The sequence below is a fragment of the Xanthobacter luteus genome, from assembly GCF_040049235.1.
Taxonomy (GTDB): domain Bacteria; phylum Pseudomonadota; class Alphaproteobacteria; order Rhizobiales; family Xanthobacteraceae; genus Xanthobacter.
Window position 1 is genome coordinate 265,346 of sequence record NZ_JBDZDO010000005.1, and the last position, 12,628, is coordinate 277,973.

12 protein-coding genes are annotated in these 12,628 nt (G+C 71.6%); 4 read left to right on the forward strand and 8 right to left on the reverse strand.

The window, feature by feature from the left end:
- Nucleotides 1-37 precede the first annotated feature (37 nt).
- A complete protein-coding gene (locus tag ABLE88_RS16590) occupies nucleotides 38-1,777 on the forward strand; it encodes a cation:proton antiporter domain-containing protein (RefSeq protein WP_348832800.1) in 1,740 nt (579 codons plus the stop codon).
- A gap of 95 nt (nucleotides 1,778-1,872) precedes the next feature.
- Entirely contained in the window at nucleotides 1,873-3,015 is a 1,143-nt protein-coding gene (locus ABLE88_RS16595) for a cyclic nucleotide-gated ion channel (RefSeq protein ID WP_348832801.1), read from the forward strand.
- 244 nt (nucleotides 3,016-3,259) lie between these two features.
- On the opposite strand, the gene ABLE88_RS16600 is transcribed toward ABLE88_RS16595, so the two are convergent.
- Entirely contained in the window at nucleotides 3,260-4,114 is an 855-nt protein-coding gene (locus tag ABLE88_RS16600; protein WP_348832802.1) for a DNA adenine methylase, read from the reverse strand.
- A gap of 241 nt (nucleotides 4,115-4,355) precedes the next feature.
- Between ABLE88_RS16600 and ABLE88_RS16605 the strand changes: the two genes are divergently transcribed.
- On the forward strand, nucleotides 4,356-4,859 hold the full coding sequence (locus tag ABLE88_RS16605; RefSeq protein ID WP_348832803.1) for a hypothetical protein: 504 nt from the start codon (nucleotides 4,356-4,358) through the stop codon (nucleotides 4,857-4,859).
- 45 nt (nucleotides 4,860-4,904) lie between these two features.
- Nucleotides 4,905-5,144: a hypothetical protein gene (locus ABLE88_RS16610; protein ID WP_348832804.1), complete on the forward strand. Its 240-nt coding sequence runs from the start codon at nucleotides 4,905-4,907 to the stop codon at nucleotides 5,142-5,144.
- Here ABLE88_RS16610 and ABLE88_RS16615 read toward each other — a convergent pair.
- Genes ABLE88_RS16615 through ABLE88_RS16645 form a run of 7 tightly spaced genes read right to left on the reverse strand, consistent with a single transcriptional unit; the run spans nucleotide 5,122 to nucleotide 12,562 of the window.
- Nucleotides 5,122-7,143, reverse strand: coding sequence for a sialate O-acetylesterase (locus tag ABLE88_RS16615; protein WP_348832805.1), 2,022 nt, complete (start codon nucleotides 7,141-7,143; stop codon nucleotides 5,122-5,124). The two genes, ABLE88_RS16610 and ABLE88_RS16615, sit on opposite strands and share 23 nt — an antisense overlap.
- A gap of 2 nt (nucleotides 7,144-7,145) precedes the next feature.
- A complete protein-coding gene (locus ABLE88_RS16620) occupies nucleotides 7,146-7,481 on the reverse strand; it encodes a hypothetical protein (protein WP_348832806.1) in 336 nt (111 codons plus the stop codon).
- Nucleotides 7,478-8,071, reverse strand: coding sequence for a DUF4376 domain-containing protein (locus ABLE88_RS16625; protein WP_348832807.1), 594 nt, complete (start codon nucleotides 8,069-8,071; stop codon nucleotides 7,478-7,480). Before ABLE88_RS16625 ends, ABLE88_RS16620 begins: the two co-directional genes overlap by 4 nt.
- Nucleotides 8,072-8,081: 10 nt before the next feature.
- Nucleotides 8,082-10,397 (reverse strand): tail fiber protein, encoded by a 2,316-nt coding sequence (locus ABLE88_RS16630; protein WP_348832808.1) that lies wholly within the window; start codon nucleotides 10,395-10,397, stop codon nucleotides 8,082-8,084.
- Between the two features lie 2 nt (nucleotides 10,398-10,399).
- Entirely contained in the window at nucleotides 10,400-11,008 is a 609-nt protein-coding gene (locus tag ABLE88_RS16635; protein ID WP_348832809.1) for a YmfQ family protein, read from the reverse strand.
- Entirely contained in the window at nucleotides 11,005-12,105 is a 1,101-nt protein-coding gene (locus ABLE88_RS16640) for a baseplate J/gp47 family protein (protein WP_348832810.1), read from the reverse strand. The genes ABLE88_RS16635 and ABLE88_RS16640 overlap by 4 nt, the downstream gene beginning before the upstream one ends.
- A gap of 1 nt (nucleotide 12,106) precedes the next feature.
- Nucleotides 12,107-12,562, reverse strand: coding sequence for a phage GP46 family protein (locus ABLE88_RS16645; RefSeq protein ID WP_348832811.1), 456 nt, complete (start codon nucleotides 12,560-12,562; stop codon nucleotides 12,107-12,109).
- Nucleotides 12,563-12,628: the final 66 nt, after the last annotated feature.

The following is a 12,628-nucleotide window of genomic DNA, read 5'->3' on the forward strand; positions in this document are numbered from 1 at the left end:
TGCGCGCAAAGAGGCGGGGAGCGGCAGGGGCAGCGCGGTGGCGGACACATTCCTCAAGGACGCGATGGTCTATCTCATCGCCGCCGGCGTCCTGGTGCCGCTGTTCCACCGGGCGCGCATCGGCGCGGTGGTGGGCTTCATCGCCATCGGCGTGCTGCTCGGGCCGCACGGCCTCGGCCGCCTCGCCGAGGAGGTGCCGCTGGTGCGCATCCTCACCATATCGCGCCCGGAGCGGGTCGCCCCCTTCGGCGAGCTCGGCGTGGTGTTCCTGCTGTTCCTGCTAGGGCTCGACTTCTCCGCCGCGCGCCTGTGGGCGCTACGCCGGGAGGTGTTCGGCGCCGGCGCGCTCCAGGTGGCGCTGTGCGCCGCCCCGCTCGCCGGGCTGCTGCTTCTGCCGTTCGCCGATCCGGGCCTCGCGCTGGTGGTCGGCCTGTCCTTGGCGCTCTCCTCCACCGCGGTGGTCACCCAGCTTTTGATCGCCGAGCATCGCTCGCTCACCCCGTTCGGGCAATTGGTGATCGCGGTGCTGCTGTTCCAGGACCTCATGGTGGTGCCGATCCTGCTGGCGGTGGACCTGCTCGGCCCGCAAGGCGGCGACGTGACCGCGCTCGCACTCTCCGCGCTCGGCAAGGCGGCGGCGGCGGTGGTGGTGATCCTGCTCGCCGGGCGCTTCCTGCTCGCGCCTCTGGTGGCGCTCGCCGGCAGCACCGGCCTGCGCGACCTCATCATGGCCATCACCCTGGTGGTGGTGGTGGGCGCCGCCGGCCTCACCCACGCCGCTGGGCTCTCGGCGGCGCTCGGCGCCTTCCTCGCCGGCATGCTGCTCTCGGAGACCACCTACCGCCACCAGATCGAGCTCGACCTCGAACCGTTCAAGGGCCTGCTCATCGGCGTGTTCTTCGTCACCGTGGGCATGAGCGTCGACCTCGCCGGCGTGCTGCCCCACGGGTGGCTGGTGCTGCAGATGGTGGTGGCGGTGGTGGTGCTCAAGGCGGCCTTCACCTACGCCGCCATGCGCCTCATGGGCGCCGGGCGGCCGGCGGCGGCGGAGGCCTCGATCCTGCTCGCCCAGGCCGGCGAGTTCGCGCTGGTGGTGCTCGGCCTGCTCGCCGCGCGGCGGCTGGTGGGGCCGGCCGAGATGAGCGCGCTCGTCACCGCGGTGGTCATCACGCTCGCGCTGACGCCGCTCCTCGCCCGCCTCGGCCGCCGGCTCGGCGCGCGGCTGCAGCGCGCCGAGGCTGCCGCCCTCGAGGCCCCCGCCGACGCCGCGGAGCTTGCCGGCCACGTGGTGATCGGCGGCTTCGGCAGGGTCGGGCGCACGGTGGCGGCGATCCTGGCGCGCGAGAACCTGCCCTTCGTCGCGGTGGATGCCGACCCGGTGCGCGCGGCCTTGGAGCGCCGGCGCGGCCATCCGGTCTATTTCGGCGACGCCGGGCGGCCCGATCTGCTGGCCCGGCTCGGCGGCGACCAGGCCAGCGCCTTCGTCGTCACCCTCGACGCGGCGGGTGCCGCCGAAGGCATGGTGCGGGCGGTGCGCGCGCGCTGGCCGAAGGCGGTGGTGGTGGCCCGCGCCCGCGATGCCGCCCATGCGCGCCGGCTCTGCGCGCTCGGCGTTTCCGGCGTCATCCCCGAGACCGTGGAGGCGAGCCTGCAGCTCGCCGGGCGCCTTCTGGAGGCGCTCGGCCTGCCGGAGGAGGTGGTGAGCGCGCGCATCGCCGAGGCGCGCGAGGCCGAGCGCGCCAAGCTCGCCGGCGAGGACCCCGCGGAGGGCCGGTGACCGGCGCGCGGACGGCTGCCTTCGCCTTCCATACCGGCAATTAACCCGGCTGTGGCCAATAAGCGGAATGAGCTTTTCACCCCGGGAGGGCCGTGATGGACCGCAGAACCATGCGCCGGCGGGTGTTCGACCTGCTCGAGCGCGACGTGCCCGGAGATCATCTGGCCGACGCGGTCCATTTCGGCCTGATCGCGGTGGTGGTGCTCAGCGTCGCCATCGCCGTGCTCGGCACGGTGCCGTCCTTGGGATTGCGCGACGGGTGGATCTTCGACGCCATCGAGCACGCCTGCCTGGCGGTGTTCACGGTGGAATACGTCGCGCGGCTGTGGGTCGCCCCCGAGCACCCGCTGCGGCGCGGCCTGCCGGCCTTCAGGGCGCGCCTCGCTTACGCCGTCACGCCCTTCGCCGTGATCGACCTGCTCGCCATCGTGCCGCTCGCGAGCTCGCTGTTCGCGGGCTACGATCTGCACGGCCTCCTGGTGCTGCGGCTGCTGCGCTTCCTGAAGCTCGCCCGCTACTCGTCCGGCTTCAACGCGCTGTTCCTCGCCATCCGGCGCGAGCGCTACGCGCTGTTCTCGTGCCTCCTGATCCTGGCGTCCGGGGTGCTGACGGCGGCGACGCTGCTCTATCTCGTGGAGCGCGACGTGCAGCCCGAGCAGCTCGGCTCGATCCCCGCCGCCATGTGGTGGGCCATCACCACTCTGACCACGGTGGGCTATGGCGACGTGGTGCCGGTGACCGCGCTCGGGCGGGTGATCGGCGGGCTCACCATGGTGACCGGGCTGGTGATGCTGGCGCTGCCCATCGCCATCATCGCCAGCTCGTTCTCGGAGGTGATCGCCCAGCACAATTTCGTCGTCACCCTCTCCATGGTCTCGCGCCTCGCCCCGTTCACCGACCTCGACGCCAAGGCGCTCGGCGCGCTGATGCCGGTGCTGCACTCGCGCAGCTTCGACCGCGGCCACCTGGTGGTGCGCAAGGGCGAGAAGACCGGCCACCTCTATGTGGTGATCGAGGGCCAGGTGGACGTGGAGCATGCCGACGGGGTGGAGCGGCTCGGGCCGGGCGGGGTGTTCGGCGTCGCCGCCGGCGCGGCGATGGAGCACATGGTGGTGCGCGCCGTCACCAAGGCCAAGGTGCTGGTGATCGAGGAGAATGAGCTGCACACCTTGATGGCGCGGCACCCGGTGGTGGTGGCGCGGCTCTCCGGCATGGTGTTCCCGAAGGCCGGCGGATGACGCCGGAGGCGGGGGAGGCGCTGCGATGGAATTTGGAGCGGGAGTGGCGCGGATCACCCGAGCGGTGCCGACACCCCCACCCCTGCCCCTCCCCCTCCCCCCAGGGGGAAGGGGGCGCCGGGCGCCGATGGCGCGCAGGCAAGGTCGATGAAGCGCGCCACTTGGATTTGCACGGTGGGACACATGAATTTTCACCGGGCAAGGCGCCCTCTCAGAGGCTGTTGAAGCGGCCGTAAGGGGCCTCTTAGAGCCTAGCAGGGGCGGCCGCGCCTGGTCCACCCAAGGCGGCGCCCCAACCTCCCGACACGATCAGCTCGGCCGCCGTCAGCGGTTTGCGCCCGGCGCCCCTGAGAGAATAGCTGGTGTCGACCGGTTCGATCGCGAAGCGGGCGAAGATCTCGCGCACCTCGGGAACGTCGTTGATCGACAGCAGGAACCGGCCGCGCAGCTGGGCGAGCGCCTCGGCGAGACGCTCGAAGTCGGCGCGGTCGAAGACGGGTCCGTAATAGCCCTCCGAGCCCCAATAGGGCGGGTCGAGATAGAACAGCGCGCCCGGCCGGTCGTAGCGCCCCAGGAAGGTGGCCCAGGGCAGGCATTCGATCACGACACCGGCCAGGCGCTCGTGCAGCTCCTCCAGGAGTGGAGCGAGCCGGGTGATGTTGAACGCGCCGGCGGTGCGCGAATCCACTCCGAAGGTGCGCCCCACCACCTTGCCGCCCCAGGCCGTGCGCTGCAGGTAGGCAAAGCGTGCCGCACGCTCCAAATCGGTGAGGGTGGACGGGTCGGTGACGGCCAGGCGCTCGAACTCGGCCCGCGAGGTGAGCTGAAAGCGCAGCATCTCCAGGAAGGCCACATAGTGGCGCTGCAGGACCCGGAAGAAGGTGACGACGTCCCGGTTGATGTCGTTGATCACCTCGACCTTTGGCGCCTGGCGGCGCCGCAGGAAGACGCCGCCCATGCCCACGAACGGCTCAGCATAGAGGTCGTGGGGGATCTGGTCGAGCCGCTCGATGACGCGTCCCGCGAGGCGCCGCTTGCCGCCCACGTAGCCTGCGAACGGCGTGGTCGGCCGAACCGGTTGAAAAGCATGATCTGTCACTGGTGCCCGTCCTGCGATTCAGACAGCCTCCACCGGCCGCCTAGTGCGGTGGGGCGGGGAAGCGTCGATCGTTGTCTGGCGCTTTGCGGGGAACCTTGGCCGGAGACCCGCGGTCGGAGCCTCATTCGCTCCGATCACCGCCTCCCGGCTTTCGTCGTCGTGGACCGTCGGGCAGAACTCGGCTATAAGCGGCGCCGTTGGGGGTGGGATGTCCCGCCCCACGGAACGGGAGATCCCGACCATGGCCAGCGCCATCACCTCGAACGTCACCCCCCTCAAGATCCGCCAGGCGGCCCGCAAGGCTCGGCCGGCCGCGGCGCGTCCCACGGCGCGGCTGCGCCGACAGCACGGGGCGGCCGCCGGCACCGCCGCGGTCACCCTCGTCCTGGTGGCGCTCTCGCTCTCCCATCTCGCCCACGGCATCGGCCTCGTCACGGGGGCCGGCGCCTGGGAGCGGTGGGCCATGGCGATCGGCATCGACCTCGGGTTCGTCGCCCTGGAGATGAGCCAGCTGTGCGCCGCCACCGAGGCGGTGCGCCGCTCGGTGGCCCGCTATGCGGCGCCGGCGATCGTCGGCACCCTCGCCATCTCGGCCGGGCTCAACGCCCTCGCCTTCGCGGCCGCGGCGCCCGCCGGCACGCTGGCGGTCTACGCGGCCGCCGGCCTCGGGATCGTGGTTCCGGCCATGATCTACGCGCTCTCGCGCATCACCTTCGCCCTCGCCACCCAGGGCGCACGGGCCTGAAACCCCGGGGCGCCCCGCGCGGGCGCCCCGCCACTGGAGCCGACCATGTCCGACCGCCTCATCACCCGCATCGGCCGCGCCCTCTACGGCGACCAGTGGAAGGGGCCGACCGCCCGCGAGCTGGAGGTGCAGAAAGGGACGGTGGACGACTGGGACCGCGGGCGCATGGAGCCCCTCGCCAAGCACTATGTGCGCCTCCTGGCCATCGCCGAGGCGCGCCTGGCGCTCCTGCAGCGCGTGGTGGCCGAGCTGCGCGCCCACGTCAGTGGATCTCCACGGGCATGAGGCCGCCCGTGGCGAGCAGCGGGAGGCCGAGCGGGCTGGTGTCGCGGCAGATGCCGCTCACGACAGGATTCTGGCCGAGCGCATGGCCGATGCTGACCCCGCTCGACGGCACGGTGGGCACCGTGAGCACGATCTCGTTGCCCACGATCGCCGTCGCGGCGATCGCTTGGGCCGCGCCGGAGTAGTCTGCCACGAGACCCGTCAGCGCGGCGCCGGCCGTGTCCGCCCCGCTGCCGACGAGCCCGAAACCGCCCTCGGTGGCGACCGTGAGCCTGATCTCGTTGCCACCCGCGATGGCTGTTGCTCCGATGATCTGCGGCCCCTTGCCCGACCACGTGGCGCCGCTGCGGAAATAGCGGCGCGCCTGCAGCAGCCGGTCGGCGAGCGAGTCATTGCCGGCCGCGTCGTAGTGCGCGGTGTCGCGTAGGCCGAGATCGATCGCCGACACGAGGTACACGTTGGGGTCGTCGGCGACGATGAGTTCCGCGGCCCTTACGTTGTCGGCATTGCCGCCGCCGGGGTACAGATTGCGGCCCGTCTGGACGATGATGATGGGGAGGTTGGGCCGCCCCGCCAACGCCCGGATCTCGGCGAAGATCGCCCGGATATAGGCGACGCAGGCGGCTTTCGAGGTACCGGGCCCGTACTCGGCCTCCCCCTGGTTCCAGATGGCCATAGTCGCTTCCGCGGCCACCTGCGGCTGTAGGAACCCGTGGATCGGGTCGATGAAGCTCGCCCACGAGGAGCCACCGACCTGCCATGACGCCAGGGTGGTGGCGCCGATCGCGAAGCCGAGGAGGCCCATCGGGAGCGTGCCGCTCTCGGCCTCCGCCGTCCGGAAGAACCGCGCCGCGCCAGCGCCGACGAGGCCGCCGTTCCAGCCCAGGTTGGGCGTCGAATACTGCCGCTGCGGCTGGTCGGAGATGACCTTCGCGAAAGGCCGGTCGGTGGCGGGGATCGCGTCCGTCCAGTACAGGGCGAGCCCATTGCTCTGCCCGACGACGAGGATGTTCTCGATCGAGACGGCGAAGCGGCGCTTGAGCACCAGCCAGGGGTTGCCCGCCTGCCAGATCTCGATGCGATAGACGCCGGCCGGCAGGCTGACGGAGCCGGCGAAGGTCGATGTGGGGGTCGGGTCGACCGTGATTTCCGATTCGACGATGGCCTTGGTGCGGTCGTTGATGATGCGCGCCTTGACCGCACCTGCACGCGGGATCGCCGGCCCGCCGATGGACAGTGTCCGATGCGTCAGCCCCTCCGGGAGACTGTAATGACGGTCCAGTTGCGGCTCGGAGAGCGCAAATCCGGCCGGCCCGATGGGGCCGGCGGTGACGTATTGCAGGGCGCAGAGGCCGCCCCGCAGCACGAAGCCACAGCGCCCTGCCCTGGTGATCTTGGCGGGGTCGGCGTCGACCACCTGGCCCAGCAGACGGCCGTCGCGGTAGGCGGTCAAGACCGCGTTGCCGTCCGCGTTGATCGTCCGCGTCAGGGCCAGCTCGATCGTCTCGCCCACCGTGAGGTAACAGCCCTTGTCGAAGGTCGACAATATCAGGAGGATCACAGCGCTGGACGCGGTCGACCGACGCGAGATTGAAAACGCCCCGCTGTGCGGGTACCAGCTCAACTCGTACATCTGGTAGTCGGTCGGGCTCGCCCCGAGGACGACGCGCTGGTCCAAAGACCCCATGGCCGTGAGGCGCACGCGCGCGCGCACCTCGCAATCCGCGCTCGGCTGGTCCGCCCCCTCGCAATAGGCCGCATAGCCGGTGCTCGACTGCACCCCCATCTGGGTCGCCGCCTGGACGGTGATGGTGTTGGTCCACGTCGCCGGCTGAAACCGGGCCATAGAAGGCCCCACCTCCGGCGTATAGGCCGAGAGCAGCGTGTCGCTCGCGATCCCGGTGAGCGAAGCGATGAGCGTCGCCTCGTAGGGCGGCGGCGCGGGTGGCGCACCGCCGCGCACCGCGAGCCCCGAGACGTGGACACCCACCGAGAGCATGACTACATCGCCCCGTAGAGCACGAGCGTGGACGTCGTCTCGGTGGGCTGGCCCGAGATCCCGTGCGCCGCGGCCTTGACGATGGCGGTGGCGCAGAGCGGCAGGACCGCGCCGGCGTCGCGCGTGTAGGGCAGCACGGTGCCGGCCTCGTCCTCGAGCAGCACCGTGCCGCCGGTCTGGAACATGAGGTAGCGCCAGCGCGGGCGCAACGCGTCGCCGGGCACGCCGAGGGTGAGCGGGATGCGGTCGCCGGCCGGCCAGACCAGGTCCGGCTGGAGCAGCACCGCGTGCAGGATGCCCGGGTCGCTCGGCCCCGGCTCGTGACCTCTCCAGCTCATGCGTCGTCTCCTTCTTCCGGAGCGACCGGCGCGTCGGGCCACCCCGGATCGACGTCGATCGCCTCCAGGGTGGTGATGATGCCGTCGGCGATGGCATTCACGACGGTCGCCTCGGCGGCGAAGCAGGCCTGGACGTGCGCGCCCACCGCCACGGCCGCGGCCCGCAATTCGGCCTCGGTCAGCACGACGTAGCCGTGCCAGCTCTTCCAGGTCAGGCCCGGCCCGCCGGACTGGTCGAGGAAGGCGAGAGCCGTGACCATGCGCGCCTGGCTCTCCAGGTCGGTCGCATAAGTGATGCCTGCCACCATCACGCCTGCCGCCTCGGCCTTGAGCCGCCGCAGGCGCGCGTGCTCGCGCAGCTCCGCCTCGGTGGGGGGCGCGGGCTCGGGCGCAGGCGCGGGCTTCAAGACCTGCCATTTCTTACCCGTCCACATGGCGCGCTCGCCCTCCGCCAGCTTCGGCGGGGCCTTCTCGGTGCACCCGGCCGGCAGGTGCCACACGCCGGGCTCCATGGGGCTCTCACGCGCCAACGCTTCGCCCACATAGACCCCATCGGGGTCGCATTGGTAGACGGTCTTGGTGGTGCTCATGGGAGGCCTCTCAATACCAAATTATGGGCAAGTAGGCCCGGTTGCGGGGACGGGTCTCGCTACCGCCGGCGGCGCCTGAGGTGCCAGCGAGTGCCGCCGTCATGGTGCGTGCTGCCGCGGTGCTCAGGGCCGCCTGCGAGATCGGCTCGTATATGGCGTGCGCGTGGCTCCGGAAATCATCGGCCTGCTCGGTCCCGAAGCCGCGGCCCGGGTCGTATCCGCGGCCATTGTCCCAGCCGCGATCGAATAGGCCGCGATCGTCGGGGATGTTGAAGGTATTGACCCCGTCGCCGGCGCCCCATGTGGTACCGATGGCCGCAAACAGCTTGCCAAAGACGGTGCGGGAGACCGCCGCGCCGTTGCGCTCGAAGGCGCCGGGGGGCGGCGTGGGGCTGGTCCAGAGATCCGGCATGCCCGGCCGCTTGCGCCCCCCGTTGACGTGGATGAACCGCACGCCGTCATAGACCAGCATCGCCATCTCTCCGGCGAGCAGCTCGCCGGGCGCGAGCGCCGCGCCGAAGCGATGCCAGATGGCCTTGGCCCCGAGGCCGCTGACGTCGATGGTGGGAGACGAGGTGTTGTCCGCGGTCACGCGGACCATCAGCGCGAGGCCCTCGGAATAGGCCGTCACGGAGGGCGTCGGCCAGACGGCGACCGAGTTGGCGGTGCCGGCGGCCACCGCATAGATCAGATCACGGCGCGATCGAGGCGCGGCCAGCAACTCGAACGAAACCCCGTTGTGCACGATCAGGACATGATCGCCGGCCCGCAGGTCGCCCGCCGCCAGATGCAGCCCAGAGCGGTGGACATATCCAGCACCCAGTCCGGAGACGGCCATGGTCGTGGGGCCGGTGTTATCCGCGGCGACACGGACCTGGAACATCTGCCCCGCAAAGTGGGCCGGGACCGACGGGTAGGGGTGTATGACCATGGCATTGGCCGCGCCGACGTCGTACCCCAGGACCGTCTCGCACCGCCAGCGACTGCCATCGAGCAGCCGGAAGGCGGCACCGTCATAGACGAGCTGGACAGCCTCTCCGCCGCGCAGGTCACCGGGTGCCAGCTCGTTCCCGTCGCGATAGCTGATGGCCTTGGCGCCCAGGCCGGAGACGTCGATGGTGGCGGCGCCGGTATTGGTGCTCGCCACCTGCACCATCAGCATCAGGCCCGCATAGTAGGACAGCACCGCCGGCGACGGGGTCGCCGTGAGCGCGTTGGCGGTGCCGCCCGCGAGGGCATAGACCACCTCGCGCCGGGGCCGCGCGCCACTGACGAGCCGGAATGATGGGCCGGCCGTGTAGACGATCAGCGCCATCTCGCCCTGGACCAACTCGCCCCCCACGAGGGGCTGGAGCTGGCGATTCAAGATCTGCACGGGTCCGAGCCCGTTGACGTTGAGCGTCGCCGGCCCGGTGTTGGTGGGCTGGCTGATATGGACCATGAACATCTGGCCGTCCACCAGCTCGACCGCCGGCGACGGGTTGATCGTCAGCGCGTTGGCAGTGCCTGCCGCCCACTCGTAGATGATCTCAGTCCGCGGCGGGCGGGGCGTCGCCAGCTGCCACAAAGCGCCGTCGTACAGCAGCAGCGCCACCTGCCCCGCCACTAGGTCGCCGCCGCGCAGGGCCGACCCATCGGGCCGCTTGATCGCCAGCGCGCCGAGCGAGTTGCAGTTGATGGTTGCGGCGGCGGTGTTGGTGACGGCCACCATCACCTCCACTGCGAGGCCGGCGGAGAGGCCGGTGAGCGGCGGATCGAAGTCCGCCACAAGGGCATTGGCCCCGCCCGTCGCCGCCACATACGGGAGCAGCGGCAGGCCGGAGCCGGCCGAGGTGAGCAGCGGCAGCATCTGCCAATAGGTGCCGTCATAGGTCAGCTGCACCAGGCCCGCCGCGGGCAGCTGGCCGGCGGTGAGCTGGGCGAGGTCGCGGCGGCGGATCTCCGCAGCGCCGAGGGCGTTGAGATTGAGCGTCGCCGGACCGGTGTTGGTGGTCGCGATCTGCAGCAGCACGGTCAGGCCGGCCGTCAGTGCCGGCGGGGCGATGGGCAGCGCGGCGGTGAGCGCGTCGGCGGTGCCGCCGGCGACCGCATACTGCCAGCCAGCTTCCTGGATCGCCTTGCGCAGGACCTGAAACACCTGATCGCGCTCGGCGTCGGTCGGGACGAGGCCGCCCGCCTCAATGACGGTGAGCAGCTCCTCTTGCACTCCGTTGGCCCATGGCGCCTTGACCTGAGTGCCCCGGAGGCCGGCGCCCGTGTCGCGACCCCGAAAGCCGCGCTTTCCCCCGCCGAGGTCGATCCAGTCGGCGCCCGAGATGCGATCCATAATCACTCCTCCTCATCGACGGGCAGGTACGTGAAGACGACGGAAGTGTGAGCGGGCGCGGCCCGCATGATGTCGCACTCCACGTCGGATGGCTGGAAGTCGTAGAGGCGATCGTCCATCGCGCTCTCGTCGACGCGGAAATCGTCCCAGGTGCCCAAGGGGATCAGGACGCGCCAGATGAACTGCTCGGGTGGCTCCACCAGTTCGTCGTCCATGCACAGCACGCCGGCCTGGCTGGGATGCACCTCCTCGATCGTGATGGCGACGCCGCGCGCGGCCGCAAGATCGATGAAGTATTGCGGCGACTGGCCGCCCCGCGCCGTCCAGCGCTGGTGCGCCAGCTGCTGGCGCTGCGGCAGCGAGAGGGTGGCAAGGTCGCGCCCGCACGGGTCCGGACCCAGCACGCGCTCGAAGTCCTCAAGGCAGGCGACCGCGCTGCGCGGGTCCACCTCGTCCATCATCGCCTCGGCGCTCGCCTCCAGGTCGGCGAGCAGGCCGGCGAGCGGCTCCAGCACCGCGGCGAGCAGCGTGTCGGGGCTGCGGCTCCACATCATGCCGGGCGGCAGGAGCGAGAGCGCCTCGCGGTGGATCTCGGCGGCGCTGCGGCTCATGGGGCCACCTCGAACACGATGTCGCCGGCGATCGGCAGCTGCACCTGCGTCGGCACCACGTCGCCGGCGGGCGCGCTGATCGCGTGGCTGTACTCGCCGGAGGCGGAGGAGACCGCCTCCGACAGGCGGGAGAACTTGACCCGCCCGCCGATCGACCCCTCGCGGGCGAAGAAGGTGACGATGGCGGCCGACACGGCCTGGCGCACGCGCACCTCGTCCGGGTCCAGCGCGAGGGTGACGTCCACCTCCAGCAGCTCGGCGGCGATCACCACCACCTCGGCGGTCACCGGGCGCACCGTCTCCAGGTGCGCGGCGATCGCCTCCAGCTCGGCCTCGGTGGGCGCGCGCGGCGCGGCGGCCGAGCCCATGGCCACCACCACGCCCACCGTGCCCTCCCCCACCCAGGTGGGCAGGCAACGGACGTGCGACGCGGCAAACGCGTCCTGGACCCAGACGGGATAGTCGGCCTCGGCGCCGCCATGGGCGGGCGAGCGGATCTTGGCGATGACGCGCGAGCGCAGGGACGTGTCCGTCTCCTCGCTCGCGCCGCCGGCGAGGCCGGAGGCATCCGCCACCGCCTCCTGCGGGTCGAGCCCGCCGATCGGCGTGCGGAAGGACAGGCGGGTGCCGGAGGCGGCGTTGCCGTCCGGCCCGGCCGCGAGCGCCCGCACGGTCACGGTGGCGACGCCGGCGGCCACGGTGGCGCCGGCGGTCACCTCGTAGAGCTGGCTCCCGGCGCCGACCAGCACCGCGCCCTCCGGCACGATGGTTCCGTTGACGCCGGCGACCGCCGCATAGCCGATGGCGCGCGTCGCCGGCCGGCGAGTGATGCCCCAGATGGACGCGTGCCGGGCGAGCTGCTCGCCCTCGGCGGTGTCGGGGAAATACTGGTCGCCCCACCAGCGCAGATGCAGGTGCGCCTCGTAGAGCATCATCACCATGACGCGGATGAGCGCCGCCATGAGACCGCGCGGCGAGCGCACGGCGCGGGCGATGGCGGCCGGCTCGGCATCCGGTCGCGCCTTGCGCACCGCGGCCTCCATGAGCGCCTCGGCGCGGCGCGTCAGTTCGGCGGGTGTGGGGAGCGGGAACGGCATGTCAGGCGACCGTCCGCGACAGGGTGACGGCGCGCCCGTCCACCACCACCTTGAGGCCGAGCACGGACTTGCGCACCCAGGCGACGTCGATCTCGGCCGGCGCGCCGGTCTCCGGCTCCACCCAGGCGAAGGCTTCCTTGGTCCACTCGGCCGCCATGAGCTGGGTCAGCTCGCTCTCTTTCGCGCGCTCCAGCAGCCAGAGGCGCGAGCCGATGAGGCGCCCCTGCGCATCGAGCGCGTCGCCCGCCCAGCCGCGGCGGGCGGAGAAGGCGTTGGGCGCCGGCGTGCCGGCGGGCAGCTCGTCGTCGGGGCGGGCGCGGCGGTCGGAGCCGAATGAGATGAGCATGGGGGTGGCCGGCGTCTCGTCGAGCGCCAGGTCGCCGTCCTCGCCCAGCGCGAGATCCGCGCGCCGGCGATCGGCGTCGAAGACGAGGGCGATGTCCAGCCAGTCGGCCAAGGCGGTGCTCCTTTGGTGCCCATGATCTCGCGCGCGCGAATCTCGGATCATGCCCCCGAGGCGGGG

Bases quoted from the DNA above. Each gene is read 5' to 3' on its own strand.
- ABLE88_RS16595 (WP_348832801.1), top strand. From the start codon at position 1,873: ATGGACCGCAGAACCATGCGCCGGCGGGTGTTCGACCTGCTCGAGCGC.
- ABLE88_RS16610 (WP_348832804.1), top strand. From the start codon at position 4,905: ATGTCCGACCGCCTCATCACCCGCATCGGCCGCGCCCTCTACGGCGAC.
- ABLE88_RS16625 (WP_348832807.1), bottom strand. From the start codon at position 8,071: ATGAGCACCACCAAGACCGTCTACCAATGCGACCCCGATGGGGTCTAT.
- ABLE88_RS16620 (WP_348832806.1), bottom strand. From the start codon at position 7,481: ATGAGCTGGAGAGGTCACGAGCCGGGGCCGAGCGACCCGGGCATCCTG.
- ABLE88_RS16635 (WP_348832809.1), bottom strand. From the start codon at position 11,008: ATGAGCCGCAGCGCCGCCGAGATCCACCGCGAGGCGCTCTCGCTCCTG.
- ABLE88_RS16615 (WP_348832805.1), bottom strand. From the start codon at position 7,143: ATGCTCTCGGTGGGTGTCCACGTCTCGGGGCTCGCGGTGCGCGGCGGT.
- ABLE88_RS16605 (WP_348832803.1), top strand. From the start codon at position 4,356: ATGGCCAGCGCCATCACCTCGAACGTCACCCCCCTCAAGATCCGCCAG.
- ABLE88_RS16640 (WP_348832810.1), bottom strand. From the start codon at position 12,105: ATGCCGTTCCCGCTCCCCACACCCGCCGAACTGACGCGCCGCGCCGAG.
- ABLE88_RS16630 (WP_348832808.1), bottom strand. From the start codon at position 10,397: ATGGATCGCATCTCGGGCGCCGACTGGATCGACCTCGGCGGGGGAAAG.